The organism is Hymenobacter fastidiosus (assembly GCF_039539565.1).
GTDB classification, from domain to species: Bacteria; Bacteroidota; Bacteroidia; order Cytophagales; family Hymenobacteraceae; genus Hymenobacter; species Hymenobacter fastidiosus.
Genome location: NZ_BAABDJ010000006.1, coordinates 180,329 through 198,302 on the forward strand (window position 1 = coordinate 180,329; position 17,974 = coordinate 198,302).

At 63.3% G+C, this 17,974-nt stretch carries 13 protein-coding genes and 1 riboswitch; of the genes, 4 read left to right on the forward strand and 9 right to left on the reverse strand.

All coding sequences use genetic code 11. The features are described from left to right. Positions 1 to 6 precede the first annotated feature (6 nt). A complete protein-coding gene (locus ABD833_RS04285; RefSeq protein WP_345071205.1) occupies positions 7 to 1,512 on the reverse strand; it encodes a GH3 family acyl-acid amido synthetase in 1,506 nt (501 codons plus the stop codon). A 168-nt stretch (positions 1,513 to 1,680) separates the two neighbouring features. Between ABD833_RS04285 and ABD833_RS04290 the strand changes: the two genes are divergently transcribed. Together ABD833_RS04290 and ABD833_RS04295 are read left to right on the forward strand one after the other, a co-directional pair. Then, positions 1,681 to 2,109: an OsmC family peroxiredoxin gene (locus ABD833_RS04290; protein ID WP_345071207.1), complete on the forward strand. Its 429-nt coding sequence runs from the start codon at positions 1,681 to 1,683 to the stop codon at positions 2,107 to 2,109. A gap of 245 nt (positions 2,110 to 2,354) precedes the next feature. Beyond that, positions 2,355 to 2,855 carry a hypothetical protein gene (locus ABD833_RS04295; protein ID WP_345071208.1) on the forward strand — a complete coding sequence of 167 codons (501 nt, stop codon included), beginning with the start codon at positions 2,355 to 2,357 and terminating at the stop codon, positions 2,853 to 2,855. 248 nt (positions 2,856 to 3,103) lie between these two features. Here ABD833_RS04295 and dnaA read toward each other — a convergent pair whose 3' ends face one another. The 3 genes from dnaA to ABD833_RS04310 form a co-directional block, all read right to left on the reverse strand. Continuing rightward, on the reverse strand, positions 3,104 to 4,603 hold the full coding sequence (gene dnaA, locus ABD833_RS04300) for a chromosomal replication initiator protein DnaA (protein ID WP_345071209.1): 1,500 nt from the start codon (positions 4,601 to 4,603) through the stop codon (positions 3,104 to 3,106). Between the two features lie 142 nt (positions 4,604 to 4,745). Next, a complete protein-coding gene (locus tag ABD833_RS04305) occupies positions 4,746 to 5,672 on the reverse strand; it encodes a bifunctional metallophosphatase/5'-nucleotidase (protein ID WP_345071210.1) in 927 nt (308 codons plus the stop codon). A 205-nt stretch (positions 5,673 to 5,877) separates the two neighbouring features. Then, entirely contained in the window at positions 5,878 to 6,633 is a 756-nt protein-coding gene (locus ABD833_RS04310) for a 5'-nucleotidase C-terminal domain-containing protein (protein WP_345071211.1), read from the reverse strand. A 250-nt stretch (positions 6,634 to 6,883) separates the two neighbouring features. Here ABD833_RS04310 and ABD833_RS04315 point away from each other — a divergent pair, with 250 nt between their 5' ends. Beyond that, entirely contained in the window at positions 6,884 to 8,671 is a 1,788-nt protein-coding gene (locus tag ABD833_RS04315; RefSeq protein WP_345071212.1) for a methylmalonyl-CoA mutase family protein, read from the forward strand. A 130-nt stretch (positions 8,672 to 8,801) separates the two neighbouring features. Continuing rightward, entirely contained in the window at positions 8,802 to 10,979 is a 2,178-nt protein-coding gene (gene scpA, locus ABD833_RS04320; protein WP_345071213.1) for a methylmalonyl-CoA mutase, read from the forward strand. 828 nt (positions 10,980 to 11,807) lie between these two features. On the opposite strand, the gene ABD833_RS04325 is transcribed toward scpA, so the two are convergent. The 5 genes from ABD833_RS04325 to ABD833_RS04345 all read right to left on the reverse strand — a co-directional run bounded on the left by ABD833_RS04325 (position 11,808) and on the right by ABD833_RS04345 (position 17,880). Then, positions 11,808 to 13,496, reverse strand: a complete 1,689-nt coding sequence (locus ABD833_RS04325) for an SBBP repeat-containing protein (protein WP_345071215.1) — start codon at positions 13,494 to 13,496, stop codon at positions 11,808 to 11,810. 249 nt (positions 13,497 to 13,745) lie between these two features. Next, positions 13,746 to 15,041, reverse strand: coding sequence for a voltage-gated chloride channel family protein (locus tag ABD833_RS04330; RefSeq protein WP_345071217.1), 1,296 nt, complete (start codon positions 15,039 to 15,041; stop codon positions 13,746 to 13,748). 47 nt (positions 15,042 to 15,088) lie between these two features. Continuing rightward, positions 15,089 to 15,161: riboswitch (Fluoride riboswitch) on the reverse strand. A gap of 99 nt (positions 15,162 to 15,260) precedes the next feature. Next, positions 15,261 to 15,647: a nuclear transport factor 2 family protein gene (locus ABD833_RS04335; protein WP_345071219.1), complete on the reverse strand. Its 387-nt coding sequence runs from the start codon at positions 15,645 to 15,647 to the stop codon at positions 15,261 to 15,263. 56 nt (positions 15,648 to 15,703) lie between these two features. Next, positions 15,704 to 16,663 carry an alpha/beta hydrolase gene (locus tag ABD833_RS04340; RefSeq protein WP_345071220.1) on the reverse strand — a complete coding sequence of 320 codons (960 nt, stop codon included), beginning with the start codon at positions 16,661 to 16,663 and terminating at the stop codon, positions 15,704 to 15,706. A gap of 56 nt (positions 16,664 to 16,719) precedes the next feature. Continuing rightward, positions 16,720 to 17,880: an NAD(P)/FAD-dependent oxidoreductase gene (locus ABD833_RS04345; RefSeq protein ID WP_345071221.1), complete on the reverse strand. Its 1,161-nt coding sequence runs from the start codon at positions 17,878 to 17,880 to the stop codon at positions 16,720 to 16,722. Positions 17,881 to 17,974 lie beyond the last annotated feature (94 nt).

Sequence of the window (17,974 nt, forward strand, 5' to 3'; positions counted from 1 at the left end):
GACAATTTACGCTATTTCACCGGCTTGGGTCAGCCCTTCCGCCACCTGCCGGTCGTTGCTCAGCCGCGGCACTTTGTTCTGCCCGCCGAGCTTGCCCAGGCTTTTCATGTAGCGCTGAAACGCCCCGGCCGGTAAGCTTGTCAGGCGCGGCGGGGCCAGGATGGAGCCGGTGAGCAGGTCGTCGTAGTACGTGTTACGGCGGCGCAGACCCGCGTCCAGGGCGGCGGCAAAGGCGGCGGCATCGTGGGGCGGGCGGGCAAACTCCACCAGCCACTCGTGCCGGCTCGGCCCGGCGGGGTCGGCGCTGACCAGCGGGGCTACGGTAAACTCCACGACTTCCACCTCCGGAAACCGGCTCATCACCTCGCGCAGGGTCTGCTCCACTTCCTCGCCGATGACGTGCTCGCCGAAGGCCGACAGAAAGTGCTTGATGCGCCCACTCACTACCACGCGGTGCGGCGCCAGGCTCACGAAGCGCACGGTGTCGCCGAGGCTGTAGCCCCAGAGGCCGGCGTTGGAGCTGAGCACCAGCGCGTACTGCTGATCCAGCGCTACCTCGCCGATGGTCAGCCGGGGCGCATCGGGCTCGAAAAACTGCCCGGCGGGAATAAACTCGTAGAAGATGCCCGCGTCGAGCAGCAGCAGCAGGCCGGGGTTGCCGGGCTCGTCCTGAAAGGCCAGAAAGCCCTCGGAGGCCGGGAACAGCTCGATGCTGTCCACGGGGCGGCCAATGGTTTCGAACAGCCTGGCGCGGTAGGGCTCGAAGTTGACGCCGCCGTACACGAACAGATCGAACCGGGGGAAAATATCCTTTACCGGCTTGCCGGTCAGCTGCACCAGCTTGTCGAAGTACATCTGCACCCAGGGTGGAATGCCCGAAATCAGGGTCATGTCCGCGGGCAGGGTTTCCTCCACGATGTGGTCGAGCTTGGTTTCCCAGTCCTCAATGATGTTGGTAGAATACGTGGGCAGCTGGTTGCGGCGCAGGTAGGCCGGCACGTGGTGGTTCACGATGCCCGACAGCCGCCCGGTGTGAATGCCGCCCACCTTTTCCAGCTCCGGGCTGCCCGACAGAAACATCAGCTTGCCGTCCAGAAAGCGGCTTTTGCCGGTGCGGTGTACGTAGTGAAGCAGCGCGTCGCGGGCCCCGCTGATGTGGTTGGGGATGCTGTCGGCGGTCAGCGGAATGTACTTGGCCCCGGAGGTCGTGCCCGAGGTTTTAGCCAGATACGCGGGCTGGCCGGGCCAGAGCACGTCGGCCTCACCCGCTTTCACGCGGTTGAAATACGGGGCCAGGGCTTCGTAGTCGCGCACCGGCACCAGGCGGGCCAGGTCGGCGGGCGTCTGGATATCGGCAAAGCTATGGTCGCGGCCGAAAGCGGTGTTCCTGGCTTTGCTGATCAGCTGGCGGAACACGCGCTGCTGGGTGCCCACGGGGTCTTGCTGCCACTGCTGGTAGTGGTGGTGCACGTAGGCGGCCAGCGGCCGGCTCAGAAGTGACTTGAGGCCCATGCGGGGAGTTGGTGAAATGGGGAAGGTGTGAATTTTGGCTGCTGGCGCGAAGCTTCACCTTTTCAAAGGTACACTTCCAGCGAAATTCCCAACCAGCGCCTGCACTTCAGCTATTTCTTGGTTTCCGTCGTACCTGACTCACCAGTTCACCAACTCACCATTTCACTTATGATCAACCAACGTGGCAACGCCGTCTGGAACGGCGACATCAAAGGCAGCGGCGAAATTTCGACCCAGAGCGGCACAGTCAAAGCGCCTTATTCGGTCGGGGCCCGGTTTGAGGGCCAGAAGGGCACCAACCCCGAGGAGCTCATCGGCGCGGCCCACGCCGGCTGCTATACCATGTTCCTGACCGGCCAGCTCACCAAAGCCGGCGCGCAGGTCAAGCAGATCCGCACCGAGTCGAAAGTAACGCTCGATACGTCGGGCGAGGTACCCAAAGTCGTGAAGATCGTCCTGACCACCGAAGGCGAGGTGGAAGGCATCACTCAGGAAGAATTCCAGCAGCAGGCCGAAAATGCCAAGCTGCACTGCCCGATTTCGCAGCTGCTGAGCGCCGTGCCCGAAATGGAGCTGGCCTCGGCCACGCTGAAGTAGTTGCCGGTTTCAGTTGCCAGTTGCCGGTTTCAGTTGCCGGTTTCAGTTGCCAGTTGCCAGTTGCGTGTTACCAGTTGTTATTCGAACGAACTGGCAACACGCAACTGGCAACTGGCAACACGCAACACGCAACACGCAACTGGCAACTGGCAACTGACAACAGGCAACAGGCAACTGAAAAACCGGCCGCGCCCGCAGCGTTGCCGGTTTTTCGTTTACTTTGCTGTTCGCCTTTTTTTCTCCCTATGCCCCGTGCTACTCCTACCACCCGCATTCGTCTGCGGCCGGCTGATACATCCAAGGTTCCATTCTGGGGTCAGCTGCTCATCGGCAGCCTCTGGATTGTTTATACCCTGTTTCTGATTACGTCCGACCAGGGCATCCAGGACTACCACTTCCTGCACTACGTATTTCTGGTATTCAGCCTGGTCTATATCGGCTACGTGCTGGTCCACAATGCCCCCGTATTCGGCACCCAGAGCTACCTGGAATTCACGCCGGGCTACATCGTGCACAAAGGCGGGCTGTTTCGGGCCAAGCAGGTGTTTGCGGCCGAAAGCATCGAAGCCATTGATCTGGCACCCATGCAGCTACGTATCCGCCTCCGCTCCAACGATCTGTACACGCTGAGTCTGCGCGAAGTGAAAGGCCCGAAGCGCCGCGAGAAATTCAAGATGGAAATCCGCCAGTTCGCCGCGGAGTATAAGATTGCGCTGCGCGAAACCGCCGCCGCGCCGCGGGGGTAGCTTGTCATTCTGAGCAGCGCGAAGGACCTTCCTCTTCGGCTTTGCCAAACCTTATTCAAGCCAAAAAGCCCTTTACCGCGTGGTAAAGGGCTTTTTGGCTTAGGTAGTAATTCCAATTCAAAACGTCATGCTGAGCTTGCCGAAGCATCTCGCGTGCTGACGTATGAGTAGCAATCCAACGTCAGCACGCGGGATGCTTCGGCAAGCTCAGCATGACGTTCTTCTTATCCTTCTCTTTCCCTTCTCCCTTACTTGCCCGCAAACTTCTTGCGCAGCTCCTGAATCGTGCTCTTGAAGTTCTTGTCGGAGTCAATCAGGTCCGAGACGGTCTGCACCGAGTGAATGACGGTGCTGTGGTCGCGGCCGCCGAAGTTGTGGCCGATGCTCTTGAGCGAATGGCTGGTGTGTTCCTTGGCGAAGTACATGGCCACCTGCCGGGCCGTCACCACTTCCTTCTTGCGGGTTTTGGCCTTCATCAGGTCCACCGGAATACTGAAGTACTCGGCCACGGTTTTCTGGATGAAGTCCAGGTTGACCTCCGCTTCCACTTCCTCGATGATGTGGCGCAGGGCCTGCTTGGCCATTTCCAGGTCAATTTCGCGGCGGTTGAGGCTCGATTGGGCCACCAGCGAAATCAGCACCCCTTCCAGCTCCCGCACGTTGGTGTTCACCGAGTGGGCCAGGTATTCGACCACCTGGGGCGGAATGTCGATGCCGTCCTGCTGCATCTTGTTCTGGATGATGGCCATGCGCGTCTCGAAGTCGGGACTCTGCAAATCAGCCGTCAGGCCCCACTTGAAGCGGGACAGCAGCCGGTCTTCCAGGCCATTCAGGTCGCGGGGCGGCCGGTCGGAGGTCATGATGATCTGGCGGCCGGCCTGGTGCAGGTGGTTGAAAATGTGGAAGAACATTTCCTGGGTCTTGTCCTTGCCCGACAGAAACTGCACGTCGTCCAGAATCAGAATATCGACCAGCAGGTAGAAGTTGGCGAAATCCTGGACCGCGTTAGCGCGCAGGCTTTCGATAAACTGGTTCGTAAACTTCTCCGCCGACACGTAGAGCACGAACTTGTCGTCGGAGGTGGCCTTGATGTGGTTGCCGATGGCCTGCACGAGGTGAGTTTTGCCCAGGCCCACGCCCCCGTAAATCATCAGCGGATTGAAGCTGGTCGTGCCCGGCTTGTTGGCCACGGCCATGCCGGCCGAGCGGGCCAGCCGGTTACAGTCGCCCTCGATGTAGTTCTCGAACGAGTACGTGTGGTTGAGCTGCGACTTGAGGTAGTTGCGGTCGATGGCCTTGGAAGCCTCGAACGGGTTGCGCAGGGTGGCGGCCTTGTCGGGGTTGACGGGCGCGGCGGCGGCGGCGGCCACGTTGCGGGCCGAGGCCGTCATGGCGCTGGCGGCCATGGCGTTGTCCTGCTGCTGGGGCGTGGGGTAGGCGGCCTTGCGAGCCGTGGGGATGTTCACGGTGCGGGGCTTATTCTGCCCGTTGCCCTGGTCTACCACGATGGAGTATTCCAGGCGGCCGTCGTGGCCCAGCTCCTGGTAAATACTTTTTTTCAGAACGTCGACATAATGCTCCTCCAGCCACTCGTAAAAGAATTGGCTGGGCACCTGAATGATGAGCACGTTATTCTGGAGCTGCACCGGCAGGATAGGCTCGAACCAGGTCCGGTAGCTCTGCTCACCAATATTTGCCTTGATAACGCGAAGACAGTTGGCCCATACGGTTCGACAATCTTTCAGCATCAATCAGTTAGTGCAAAAGCAACAAGTGCGCGGGGTGGAAAAAAGGGAGCAGGGACGGCTTCCGGAGCGGTCGTTTTTTTCAGGGGGAGACAAAAATGTGGAAAAGTGCGGAGACAAAAAAACCCGCCTTTCCTTGCTTTTGTCAGGCGGTATGCACGGGTAGCACCGCCGAGCTGGCTACGGCCGGCCGCCGACTTCCGGGCTCGAAAACATAGTCGAGGCGGCCGAGGTTGATGCCCGACCAACCGACTTGGTTGATGAGGGTGCGGTGCCCGGCGGGGCCGTCAATCGGCTCGGGCTCCTTCATAAAGGTGTGGGTGTGCCCGCCCAGAATCAGGTCGATACCACCGACCTGGGCCGCCAGCTTGCGGTCGTCGATTTTGGCGCTTTCGTACTTGTAGCCCAGGTGAGAAAGGCAAATCACCATGTCGCACCGCTCGGGGCCGCGCAGCTGCGCTACCATAGCCCGGGCCGTAGCGACGGGGTCGAGGTGGCGGGTGGCGCCGAAGTTGCGGTCGGATACCAGCCCGGCCAGCTCGATACCGATGCCGAAAACGCCGATGCGCCGGCCCGCTTTCTCAAAAACCTGGTAGGGCTTAAAAGCCCCGGCCAGCGTGGTTTGCGAGAAGTCGTAGTTGGCAATCAGAAAGGGGAAGGACGCGTGGGGCAGCTGTTTTTTCAGGCCTTCCAGTCCGTTGTCGAAGTCGTGGTTGCCCAGTGTGCAGGCATCGTAGGCCATCTGCGACATAAGCTTGAACTCCAGCTCGCCCCCGAAAAAGTTGAAGTAAGGCGTCCCCTGAAATACGTCGCCCGAGTCGAGCAGCAGCACGTTCGGCTCCTGCTGGCGCACCTGCTCAATCAGCGAAGCCCGCCGGGCCATGCCGCCCATGTTGGCCCATTCGCCCCCGTTGTCGGGAAAGGGCTCAATACGGGAGTGCATGTCGTTGGTGTGCAGAATGGTGAGGCGCGTACCCTGGGCCTCGCGCGCCAGAGCCGGGGCACTCAACCCCAGTAAGCCCACGCTGGCGGCGCCAAGAGAAGTATGCTTGAGAAAGTCGCGACGATTCATGGAGTTAATGTGCTGATGTGATGTCAATGTGCTAATGTGATGTCAATGTGGTAATGTGGTAATGTGATGTCAATGTGCTAATGTGGTAATGTGCTGATGTTGTAAACGTGAGAACTGCGTAACATCAATGAGTAATTAGCACATCAGCACGTTAGCAGCATATTACCACATCAGCACATTACCACATCAGCACATTAGCAGCACATTACCTGACTCTTCCTTCCACTTTGGCTTCGACCGGCTTGCCCTGTTTGGTCAGGGTGCGGATGTGGTCGGCAATGGCGTTCCGCAGCAGGATACCCGTGGAGCGGGGCTGGAGGGGTTTGAAGAACGTCATCTGGTCGCCGCCCCCGGCCAGGTAGTCGGAAATGGCGATGGTGTAGGTTTTAGCCGGGTCGAAGGGCTGCCCACCAATCAGAATGCTGGTCGGCTTGCCGTCGGCACTGACGCTATAGGTCACATTCGACAGGGCCATTTTGACGCGGGCCGCGTAGTCGAACAGCTGCTGAGCCACCGGACCAGGCATATCGAGCACCACCAGCTCATTCTCGAAGGGCATCAGCTCAAACACCGACCCCAGGGTGATGGCACCGGCCGGCAGGCCGGCCCGCAGGCCGCCGTTGGTCATTACCCCGATATCAACGGGCTGCCCCAGCACCTGGCTGGCCCGGACGCGCTGCAGGTCCGCCACGAAATTAGCCAGCGGCGACTCGCCGGGATTTTTGGTAATGGCCACGGGCGCCGTCCCCAGCACGGTCGTCATCTGCTCGGTTACCTGCCGGCGGTAGGGCCCAATGGTGGCGGCGGCTTGCGCGTTGTCGGGCAACGCTTTGCCGACGGGCTGGGCCGTAACGGGAGCCAGCCGGGGCTTGGCTACGTAGCTAGCCCGCTGGCAGGCGGAAGATAAGCTTAGGACGGCCAGCAGGCTGAAGGTCGCGAAGCGGGAACGGAGGAAATGCATCAGCAGGCTAAATAAATCGGGAGCCCGTCAGGGCTGACCAATAGTACGGTCGGTTCAGGTCTGGTCAGCACCCTCAACTACAGAACAAGGCGAACAATTGCGGGGCCCAGGCAACCGGGAAATCAGCCGGCAAAGCTACGGCAAACTTTGGCGGCGGCAACGGCGGTCGGGCTGGCGGCGTTGTGAGGGCAATCCGGTATCTTTAGCCCCCATTGTCTCAGGCACTCCCAGGCTTCTACCCCACCCTATTATGGCCGATATCCCGCGTCCGGCGCCCGTTTCCTTTTCCGAATTCGAGCCCGTCAGCACCGCGGCCTGGCAGGAGCGCATCCGCCGCGACCTGAAGGGAGCCAGTGCCGAATCGTTGGTCTGGACGCCCGCCGACGGCTTTGCCGTGCAGCCCTTTTACCACCACGAAGCCCTGGCCGCGCTGGGCGCGCTGCCTACCCCGCAGGTGCGCCCCCAGCCGGCCACCGCCGGCTGGCTGAACGTGCCAACGTATGCCGTGGGTGCTTCCAGTATGGGCCACGCCGCCATCGACCGGGCGGCGGCGGCGCTGGAGCGGGGGGCCGATGGCGCCCACTTCGACCTGACCGATGCCGCCTCCTTCGACGTAGCCTATCTGCACCGCCGCCTGCCCCTGGCCACTTCCTACGTCGGCTACTCCCTGCGGATTGGCGCGGCCAGCTTCGTGCAGCGCCTGCTGACGGCTGAGCCCGCCGGCCTGCGCGGGTTTCTGCGCTTCGACCCCATCACCGACCACGCGCCCGACCTGCCGGGGCAGCTGGCCGACCTGCGGACGGTACTGGGCCTCACCCGCCGCTTCCGGGATTTTCGGGCGCTGACGCTGAACGGCGCTTTTTTCGCCAACCGCGGCGGCACCGTCACCCAGCAGCTCGGCTTCACCCTGGCGACGGCCGCCACCTACCTGAGCGAGCTGCCGGACGAAACCCTGACGGCCGCCGAAGTAGCCGCGGCCGTCCAGATTCAGGTGGGCCTCAACCCCACCTACTTTCTGGAAATAGCCAAGCTGCGGGCCCTGCGCCAGCTGTGGGCTACGCTGCTGCACGCCTACGAGCTACCCGCCGGAGCCGCTACGGACCTGCGCATTTTCGCGGGCACCTCCACCTGGTCGAAGACGACGCTGGACCCGCACACCAACCTGCTCAGAGTAACCACCGAAACCATGGCCGCCGTCCTCGGCGGGGCCGACGCGGTGAGCGTGGCGGCCTTCGACAGCCTGTACCACGACCCTAATGAGTTTTCCGACCGCCTGGCCCGCAACCTGCCCGTCATTCTGCGGGAAGAAGTACAGCTGCACCGCGTAGCCGACCCGGCGGCGGGTTCCTACTACCTGGAAACCCTGACCGACCAGCTGGCGCGGGACGCCTGGAGCTTGCTGCAGGACATTGAAACCCTGGGAGGCCTGCCGGCCGCGGTGGGCTTCGTGCTGCAGGAGCTGCAGAAAGTAGCCCAGCAGCAGTTTCAGCACATTGCCGACGGCACTCAGGTAGTGGTGGGCACCAACCGCTTCCAGGACCCCCACGAGCAGTTCGACTACAACCCCAAGAAGCTCCTGCGCAGCCGCGACTTCGACTCGACCCGGGCTACCTACCCCTCCGAAGTGCTGCGGCTGGCTACGGCCCTGCACTTCCAGCGGCGCGAGAAAAAGCGCAAGCGGGCGGCCGTGGTGCTGCTGGGCACCCACACCAACCAGCTCATTCTGGAGTCGTTCATGCAGCTGCTCCCGAAAGACGAGCGGCAGACTTTCAACATCAGCCACCCGGAAGGCACCTTGTCGTTGTTGTTTTCTACTCCCGAGGGGGCCATGCTGATGTATGCCACTCCCGACCAGTTCGGCCACTTTGCCCGGGTGGTGTGCCGGGTGCGGCAGGACGATGCCGGCTTCGTGCCGCCCTACCTGCTCAACGCCGACCTGGCCACCATGCAGGAAGCCGTAGCCTTATTCGGCTTCAAGGAATTCACCGTGGAAGGCTACAGCACCGACGACGTACTGGCCCGCCTGCAGGGGCGGTGAAATCAATTAATAATTAAGAATTAGTAATTAAGAATTCTGCTGTTCCGACCGAAAGCCCGGTCGTTTGCGGCCGTTCCTAATTCACAATTCTTAATTATTAATTCTTAATTCTTAATTCTTCATTACTCCCATGAAGCCCGACTTCTCCCGGATTGCCTATAACGCGGCTGCCCTGCCCGCTCCAGCTGCTGCCCCCACCGAAACGCTGAGCCCCGAGCAGATTACGCTGAAAAGCTACTACACGGCCCAGGATGTGGCTCACCTCGACCACCTCGGCTTCGGGGCCGGGCAGGCCCCCTACCTGCGCGGGCCCTACCCGACCATGTACGTCCAGAATCCCTGGACCATCCGCCAGTACGCGGGCTTCAGCACGGCCACCGAGAGCAACGCCTTCTACCGCCGCAACCTCGCCGGGGGGCAGAAGGGACTGTCCGTGGCCTTCGATCTGGCTACTCACCGCGGCTACGACTCCGACCACCCCCGGGTGGAAGGCGACGTGGGCAAGGCCGGCGTGGCCATCGACTCGGTGGAGGACATGAAGATCCTGTTCGACCAGATTCCGCTGGATCAGATGTCGGTGAGCATGACCATGAACGGGGCGGTGCTGCCAATTATGGCCTTTTACATCGTGGCGGCCGAGGAGCAGGGCGTGGGGCCCGAGAAGCTGGCGGGCACCATTCAGAACGACATTCTGAAGGAGTTCATGGTGCGCAACACCTATATCTACCCGCCGCTGCCGAGCATGCGCATCATTGCCGACATCTTCGCCTACACGGCGCAGCACATGCCCAAGTTCAACTCCATCAGCATCTCGGGCTACCACATGCAGGAAGCCGGGGCTACCGCCGACCTGGAGCTGGCCTACACCCTCGCCGACGGCCTCGAATACGTGCGCGCCGGCCTGGCCGTGGGCCTGGACGTGGACCAGTTTGCCCCGCGCCTGTCCTTCTTCTGGGCCATCGGCATGAACCACTTCATGGAAATTGCCAAGCTCCGCGCCGGCCGGTTGCTGTGGGCCAAGCTCATGAAGCAGTTCAACCCCCAGAACCCGAAAAGCCTGGCTTTGCGCACCCACTGCCAGACTTCGGGCTACTCGCTCACCGAGCAGGACCCCTTCAACAACGTGGCCCGCACCGCCATCGAGGCGCTGGCCGCGGCCCTGGGCGGCACCCAGAGCCTGCACACCAACGCGCTGGATGAAGCCATTGCCCTGCCCACCGACTTCTCGGCCCGCATTGCCCGCAACACCCAGCTCTACCTCCAGCACGAAACCGACATCACCCGCGTGGTGGACCCCTGGGGCGGCTCCTACTACGTGGAAACCCTGACCCACGAGCTGGCCGACAAGGCCTGGGCCCTGATTCAGGAAGTTGAGGAGCTCGGCGGCATGGCCAAGGCCATCGAAACCGGCCTGCCCAAGCTGCGCATCGAGGAAGCCTCCGCCCGCAAGCAGGCCCGCATCGACTCGGGCAAGGAGGTTATCGTGGGCGTGAACAAGTACCGCCTCACCGCCGAGCAGCTGGGCAACGAAGCCGAGATTGAAGTGCTCGACATCGACAACGCCGCCGTGCGCGAGTCGCAGATTGAGCGCCTGAACACCATTAAGGCCGAGCGCGACAACGAAGCGGTAAAAGCGGCCCTTCAGGCCCTGACCGACGCCGCCCAAGAAACTGCTGATTTAGTTGAGCCAAAAACCAAAAACCAAAAACCAGAAACCAACAACCTCCTGGCCCTGGCCGTGCAGGCCGCCCGTCTGCGCGCCACGCTGGGCGAGATTTCCGATGCCCTCGAAGCCGTGTACGGGCGCCACCAGGCCACCATCCGCGCCATTTCGGGCGTGTATTCCGCCGAGATGAACTACGACGAGGAGTTTGGCAAAGCCCGCGCCGCCGCCGACGAGTTTGCCAGGACCGAAGGCCGCCGCCCCCGCATGATGGTAGCCAAGATGGGCCAGGACGGCCACGACCGCGGCTCCAAGATTATTGCCACCTCCTTCGCCGACGTGGGCTTCGACGTGGATATTGCCCCCCTGTTCCAGACGCCCGCCGAGGTAGCCCGGCAGGCGGCCGAAAACGACGTGCACGTAGTGGGCGTGAGCAGCCTCGCCGCCGGCCACAAAACCCTGATTCCCCAGCTTATCCAGGAGCTTAAGCAGCTCGACCGCGCCGATATTCTGGTAATTGCCGGCGGCGTCATCCCCGCTCAGGACTACGACTTCCTGTACAACGCCGGCGTGGCCGGGGTGTACGGTCCGGGGACGGTAATTGCCGTGGCCGCGCAGGAGATTCTGGCGAAGCTGGAGGAGTAGCCTTCCGCAACTATAGCAGTTTCATGAACAGTATACCCAGTGTCCGCTGCTCTGGACTAGTCGCCGGGAGCGGATATTGAACATCCCGGGCCAACGACGACCGGCCCGACGGCTGGTAGCCGCCGGACCGGCAGCCGCACCGTTCGCGAAACCGCTATAACTGGGACGTGCGCGCGAATCTCGTCGTGGCCGGGCGCGGACGCAATGACGTGGCCGTATACATGCAGGCGGCCAACGGGACGTTTGGCAGCACGCCCCCAGCCACGTATCCCCCCGCAGTCGCTCGGCTGGGCCGAGTGACCACTGCGCCGGAGCGGTTATGCCGCGAGCGTCCCGCGCCGTATAGGTTTGGGCAAGTGGCGCAATCCACTTCACACCAGAGCTGCTCAGAGCGTAATCGTTACTCGGCCTGGCCGGGCGACTGCGAGAGAACATGGTTTGTAACTCTTCTCCCCGTTTCTGCCGAACTCCATAAAATGTACCGCCCCCAATCAAGCCGCTTACACGGCTTGCTCAGGGCCGTGAAGACCTTGCCGTTCTGGACGGTCACGTCGGTTTTCTCGTCGGTAAGCGGTTCAAGGCAGGCTACGTCGCCCCAGCGGGCAGAGACGAAGAAGGAGGTCCTGCATTCCGCTACGCGGCCTTCAGGATGACGGCCGGAGTTGGGTAGGCAGACCCGAAGACGAGCGCGCCGGAAGCGGAACCGACCGCAGCCAGCGCATGGCAACCAACCCGTTTGGCCCAGGCCAGGCACTAAAAAAGCGGCCCCGCTGTAGAGCAGGGCCGCTTTCTGAATTCTCTACCCGGCGCACCGGGCAGTGGCTGGAGTTAGCGTACGGTGAGGCGGGCACTGGCCAGCTGGCCGTTGCCGAGCGTAGCCCGCAGCTGGTAGAGCCCCGGCGTGAGGCCGGTCAGGGCTACCGGGCAGGCGCCGGCCGTGGCCGGCAGGGCCTGCTCGCGCACGGTGCGGCCCAGGGCATCAGTCAGCACCAGCTGGCCGCCGCCCACGGGCAGCATCAGCGTGGCCTGCTCAGAGGCCGGGTTCGGGTACACGCTCAGCGCCAGCGCGGCCAGCGCGGGGCGGCTGGCAGTGATGGTGCCTCCGGCGTTGAGCTTGGCCACGAAGGAATTTATGCCCACGCCGCTCGTGGCAATAGTGCCGAAAGTAGCGTTGCCTCCAACGGCCCCCACAACGTAGGCATTACCCAAGCCGTCAGTCGCCACATCGAGCCCGATAACGCCGTTGTCCCGGCCGGGGCTGGTTACCTTATCTGCCCATACGGTCTTGCCCTGCCCATCGAACCGGACCGCGTACAGGTCGCCGTTGTCGGTGTTGGCAGCCGTGAGCGTCGTGGGGCCGAAGGTGAGCGAGCCCAGGAAGTTGCCGGTCATATAGAGCCCGCCTTTCCCGTCGTACGCCACGCCGTAGCCGCTAATGTAGCTCGTTTCGGCCGGCGTAATCTTCTGCGACCAAAGCCGGGCACCCTGGCTGTTGTAGCGGCCCACGAAAATGCTGGTTCCATCCTCGGTGCCGTTGTAGAAGTAGTCGGTGTAGCCCCCCACGGCCACGTTGCCCGCCGCATCGACGGCAATGCTGCTGCCGGAGTCCCCGTTGGTGGCCACCCCGAAGCGCTGGGCCCATTGTACTGTGCCCTGGGTGTCGTATTTTACCACGAACCCATCCTCGTTATCGGCGGCTCCGGTATTGGCCAAAGTAATGGTACCGAAGGTGGCTGATTCGTAGATAGAGCCCGTGAGGTAGGCGTTGCCGGCCGCGTCCGTGGCCAGGGCGTAGGCGTAATCGGTGGCGGAGCCACCGGCGGTACGCACCCACGTGACGGCGCCGGCCGGCGTGAATTTAAAGAGAAAGATGTCTTCGTTGGAAGTGGAAACGGCTGGGCCGCCGAAGCTGAGCGAGCCGCTGAAATCACCCGCCACGTAGATGTTGCCGAGGGCATCGGTGCCGGCCGCGGCGGCGTAGGCGTCGCCGTTGGCAGTGGCGCCGCCGGCGCGGGCCCAGAGCAGATTGCCCTGCGGGTCAAACTTGGCCACGTAGGCATCGGTGACGTCGGGGCCGGCAGTAGTCAGCGGCGCAATAGCAGTATTGCTGAAGCTCAGCGAACCGCCAAAATAGCCCGTGATAATTGCATTGCCCGCCGCATCAACCGCTACCGCCGCCCGCGTATCGCCCTCGGTTTCCAGGGCGTAGCGCACCCAGGCCAGGGTACCATCAGCAGTGTATTTAGCCACGTAAATACCGGCTTCGGAGGGTTTCACGGGCAGCGTAGTGCCCCCAAAATTCACCGGGCCCGCGAATGTGCCACTCACGAACCGGCTACCGTCAGCGGCCACCGCCACTTTATCGGCCTGCGCCCCACTGTTGACCGTGGCCGCCGTGGAGCGTTGTACGGAAGCCCAGGTCGGGGTGGCCACCTGCGCCTGAGTGGTGAGGGCCGGGAAGCCCAGAACCGCCAGCAAAGCCAGGCGGGACAACATGGAAGGAATAGAAGTATGCATGAAAATGGGTATGGGTTAGGTAAATACGAAAGCGAAACTACGGTGGCACCACTTCGCGTCAAAACGGAACGGGCAAATTTATCCGCGGCGGCGGCGGTTGTCAGCCGAGCCCCGCTTGCCCGTTCGAGTACTCCCAGGATGAGTTCGTAGTCCGCAAGGTTGCATTGGCCGGAAAGTGATGTCTGCCGCCAGCCGGCCTCGTCGTTCCGGCGCTCGGCTGGCGGAGCAGCGCAACGGCTACCGATAAGCCTACAGCTCGTCCAGCCGCCGGCCCTGCTCCCGCCGGAGGCGGGGGTGCTTGGCCGGTCCGATAACCTGAGCCGCGTAAATGCCCCGGTGCCCGGAAAACAGATAGGCTACCACGCAGGTCAGCGCCAGGTACACCGCCGCCTCGGCACCGAACAGCTCCAGCCCCATGAGGGTGCAGGCCAGCGGGGTGTTAGCCGCCCCCGCAAACACGCCCACGAAGCCCATGGCCGCCAGCAGCGCCACCGGCAGCGGCAGCACCATCGCCAGCGCGGAGCCCAGCGCCGCGCCAATAAAGAACAGCGGGGTCACCTCCCCGCCCTTGAAGCCGCAGCCCAGGGTGAGGGCCGTCAGCACCAGCTTCCACGCAAAGTCCTGAGCTCCCAGCGGGGTCTGAAACGCTTCCAGGATAACCGGAATTCCCAGGCCCAGGTAGCGCGTAGTGCCCAGCAGCGCCATAATTCCCACGAACACCACTCCTCCTGCCACGGGCCGCAGCGGCGCGTAGGCCAGACGGGCAAACTGCCGGCTGAACCAGTGAGTGAGGGTGGCAAAGCTGCGGGCCGTCAGGCCGCACAAGGCGCCTACCAACAGCGCACAGCCCAGGTAGAGCGGCGTAACTGCCAGTTCCGGCAGCTGCGGATAAGCCGTATGCCCCACGCCCCAGGCCTGCGTTACGAAGTCGGCGCTGATGGCGGCCAGGAAGGCGGGCAGCACCGCGTCGTAGCGAATGGAGCCCAGCAGGAACACCTCCAGCCCGAATACCGCCCCCGCCACCGGAGTGCCGAATACCGAAGCGAAGCCCGCGCTCATGCCGGCAATGAGCAGCAGGCGCCGGTCGTGGGGCGGCAGGCGAAACCGACGGGTGAGCTGATCGGCCAGAGCGCCTCCCATCTGCACGGCGGTGCCTTCGCGGCCGGCCGAGCCCCCGAACAGGTGGGTGAGCAGCGTGCCGCCCAGCACCAGGGGCACCATGCGCAGCGGAATCAGGGTACCAGGCGAGTGAATTTCTTCCAGCAGCAGGTTATTGCCGCGCACCACCCGGTCGCCGAAGTAGTGGTAGGCCAGGCCGATAACCAGGCCCGCGACGGGCAGCAGCAACAATATCCAGGGGTGCAGCTCCCGCCAGCGCGTCACCCCGTCGAGCGACACGAGGAACAGCGCCGACGCGGTGCCCGCCAACGCCCCGACCAGTACGCTGAGCAGCAGCCAGCGCAGCAGAAAAAATGCGGTAGCAACCGTATCAAGGTGCCGCAGGCGGGCGGGCAGCTGACGGAGGAAAGCGGTAAGAGGCGGCATAGGACGAACGGCGTGCTGAAGTACCCGGCGCGGCCTGCGGGGCCGTCCGTGGAGTAGGAATCATCAGCGCAAAGCCTGAGCTTCGGCGGTTCGCGGTGGAAATCCATCACCGTAGGCCGGGCCAAGATAGGGAGAATACCCAAAGCGGCCCGCAGCCGGAACGATCAAAGGCAGCCTTGAGTCGAACTCAGCGCGCCTCCCCATACCTGGAAAAACCGGCTAGAACATGCCGTTGTCGTGCGCCAGCCGGGTGGGCACTACTTGTAGCACGTCCCAGTGCTCCACGATTTTGCCGTCGTCGTCGAAGCGGAAGATGTCCATGCCGGCGTAGTCGTGGTCGTGGGGCCAGTGCTGGTAGCAGTGCAGCACCACGAGGTGGTCTTCGGCCACGGCCCGCTTCACCTCCACCCGCTTGCCCGGATACTCGCGGGCCATGCGCTCGAAGTAGTCGACAAAAGCCTGCTTGCCGTCGGCTACGTGGGGATTGTGCTGAATGTATTCAGCACCCACATACCGCGCAATGGCGGCCGCCGGCTGGTTCTGGTTGAACATCAGGTCATAGAAAGCAAGGGCGTTCTGCTTGTTCTGAGCGGGTGAGCTGGCCATGGAAATAGCTTTGGGGCGGCAATACAAGAATAATGGTCAACCGGCAAATCAACCCGCTACCCCAAGGTAGTCGTCAGCCAGGCAAACAGCTCCCGGTACACTACCTCCCGCACCGGGGGGCGCGACAGCACCAGATCGTGCATGCCGCCGGCAATGGCCTTCACCGTTACGCGCGGCCCGAGCCGGGGCGCCAGGGTGTGGATATCCCGCACGTTCAGCACGCCGTCGGCCCGGAAATACTCGTCGCTCCAGCCGCCAGTCCGCACGGTTTGGTCGGAGTGCAGCACCAACACCGGCTGCGCAATACTCAGTCCGCGCCGGATGCGCTGGTGTCCGCCATGAATAGCCCGCAGCCACCCCGCCGTGACCGGAAATACCTGGTTGGGTTTCCAGGCCAGCTGATAATCCCATTCGCCGTGGTGCTCCCGGTGCAGGCTCCGGCCGTATTCCGGGGATAAGTTGGTCGGGATTTTTGCGCCGGGCACCAACCAGCCCAGGGCCGCGGCCAACGGCACTCCCACCCGTTTGTTGAACCAGCTCTGGTGCATGGCCAGAAACGGGCTGTTCAGAAACAGCGCCGTCACCGCCGTCCGCTGCCGCCCGTCCTGAGCGTACAGGGCCGCCACCAGGCCACCGGTGGAATGGCCGCTGAGCAGAATCGTGGCGTGGCCTTCAGCCTGCACAATGGTCAGCGCGGCGTCGAGGTCGGCGTAGTATTCGCGCAGGTCCCGGACGTTGTTGGGCCGCTGCTGCGGCAACAGGGAGCGTCCGTACTTGCGCAGGTCGAGGGCATAGAAGTCGTAGCCGTGCTGCTGATAGCGGGCCGCCATTTCCTGCTGGAAGAAATAGTCGTTGAAGCCGTGGACGTACAGCACGGCCTGGGCGTACTGCTTGGCCGGCAGGCGGCGCACCAGGGTGCTCTGCACCGCGCCCTCGTAGTCGGCGGGCTGGGGCAGAATGCGCTGCTCGTAGTCGGCGCCCAGAATGTCGGGTTGGTAAAGCGAAGCGGTGGGCATGAGCAAATAGCGGAGCTGGTTCAGAAGCGGGCGCTCAACAGTACGGAACGGGCAGGCTACCCTACCAGCTTCAGCAGCCATTTCTTCACCAGCGGCTGGCGGGCCAGGCGGAAACCGGCGTTGACCACCCAGGGCTTATCGGCAAAAAAACGCATCAGCCGGTAGCTGCGGGCCAGCTTCCGCCCGATTTTCGCTTCCACTTCCTGCTCGTACTGCTTCATAAAAGCCGCGCTGAAGTCCTGCGTTGCGAAGCAGCGCCGCACCTGCGCGGCGGCCAGAATCCCGCTTTCGATGGCCGTGTCGATACCGTGGCCCTGCAAGGGGTCGATGAGGGAGGCCGCGTCGCCGCAGAGCATAAACCGGGAGCCGGTGATGGGCCGGGGCGTACCACCCAGCGGCAGGCCGAAGCCGACGACGGGCGTGAGCTGCTCGGCGGCGGCGAAGCGCGGGGCCAGCGCGGGCTGCTCACGCAGCAGCGCCAGCATCGTATCCTTGAGGTTCACCTGCCCGGCCGCAATCTGGTCCGACACCATGCCGAAGCCCACGTTGCAGGTACCATCACCCACGGGAAAAATCCAGAGGTAGCCGGCCAGATATTCCTTCAGAAAGAAAAACTCGGTGGTCTGGTCGTCGGTGCCGCTGATGCCGCGGTAGTAGGCGCGCACGGCGGCGCAGTGGTAGTTCCGGTCTACGGGGCGGGGCAGCAGCTTGCGGGAAGCCACCGAGTTGGCCCCGTCGCAGCCGATAACCAAGGCGGCGGTGAGCGGCGCGCTGCCATCGGCGGGCACCACGGTGGCCTGCTGCCCGTCGGTCAGTACGTCGCGCACGCCGTAGCCTTCCAGAATGGTGGTGGCAGTATGGCGGCGCACCAGGTTCAGCAGGTGATGGTCGAAGTGCCGGCGCGGGCTGCTGAAGGTGGGCAGCTGCCACTGCACCCTGGCCTCGCCGCCATCGGGGGCCACCAGGCGGCTGGCCTGGGTGTCGGCGCGGGGCGTAAGGCCGCGCAGCTCCTGGTAAAACCCCTCGGAGAGCTTGCGGATGGCTTTCAGGGCCGGCCCGGGAATGGCATCCCCGCAGACCTTATCGCGCGGAAACCGGGCCTTATCTACCAGGGCTACGCGCAGGCCGCTGTCGCGCAGGGCCAGGGCGCAGGCCGCGCCCGCCGGACCAGCCCCGATCAGGATAACATCATAGTGGTGGCGGGCGGGGGTGGTCATGAAGGGCGGCGGGGTTGGCACAAACCAAAGGTAAGGGCGGCGGGCAGGTTTGCGGCAGCGCAGCCGGGCGGTTTTTAATACCGGACATATACGA

What these genes read in the sequence shown, in the direction of transcription:
- ABD833_RS04285 (WP_345071205.1), bottom strand. Translation starts at nt 1,512, where the DNA reads ATGGGCCTCAAGTCACTTCTGAGCCGGCCGCTGGCCGCCTACGTGCAC.
- ABD833_RS04290 (WP_345071207.1), top strand. Translation starts at nt 1,681, where the DNA reads ATGATCAACCAACGTGGCAACGCCGTCTGGAACGGCGACATCAAAGGC.
- ABD833_RS04295 (WP_345071208.1), top strand. Translation starts at nt 2,355, where the DNA reads ATGCCCCGTGCTACTCCTACCACCCGCATTCGTCTGCGGCCGGCTGAT.
- dnaA (WP_345071209.1), bottom strand. Translation starts at nt 4,603, where the DNA reads ATGCTGAAAGATTGTCGAACCGTATGGGCCAACTGTCTTCGCGTTATC.
- ABD833_RS04305 (WP_345071210.1), bottom strand. Translation starts at nt 5,672, where the DNA reads ATGAATCGTCGCGACTTTCTCAAGCATACTTCTCTTGGCGCCGCCAGC.
- ABD833_RS04310 (WP_345071211.1), bottom strand. Translation starts at nt 6,633, where the DNA reads ATGCATTTCCTCCGTTCCCGCTTCGCGACCTTCAGCCTGCTGGCCGTC.
- ABD833_RS04315 (WP_345071212.1), top strand. Translation starts at nt 6,884, where the DNA reads ATGGCCGATATCCCGCGTCCGGCGCCCGTTTCCTTTTCCGAATTCGAG.
- scpA (WP_345071213.1), top strand. Translation starts at nt 8,802, where the DNA reads ATGAAGCCCGACTTCTCCCGGATTGCCTATAACGCGGCTGCCCTGCCC.
- ABD833_RS04325 (WP_345071215.1), bottom strand. Translation starts at nt 13,496, where the DNA reads ATGCATACTTCTATTCCTTCCATGTTGTCCCGCCTGGCTTTGCTGGCG.
- ABD833_RS04330 (WP_345071217.1), bottom strand. Translation starts at nt 15,041, where the DNA reads ATGCCGCCTCTTACCGCTTTCCTCCGTCAGCTGCCCGCCCGCCTGCGG.
- ABD833_RS04335 (WP_345071219.1), bottom strand. Translation starts at nt 15,647, where the DNA reads ATGGCCAGCTCACCCGCTCAGAACAAGCAGAACGCCCTTGCTTTCTAT.
- ABD833_RS04340 (WP_345071220.1), bottom strand. Translation starts at nt 16,663, where the DNA reads ATGCCCACCGCTTCGCTTTACCAACCCGACATTCTGGGCGCCGACTAC.
- ABD833_RS04345 (WP_345071221.1), bottom strand. Translation starts at nt 17,880, where the DNA reads ATGACCACCCCCGCCCGCCACCACTATGATGTTATCCTGATCGGGGCT.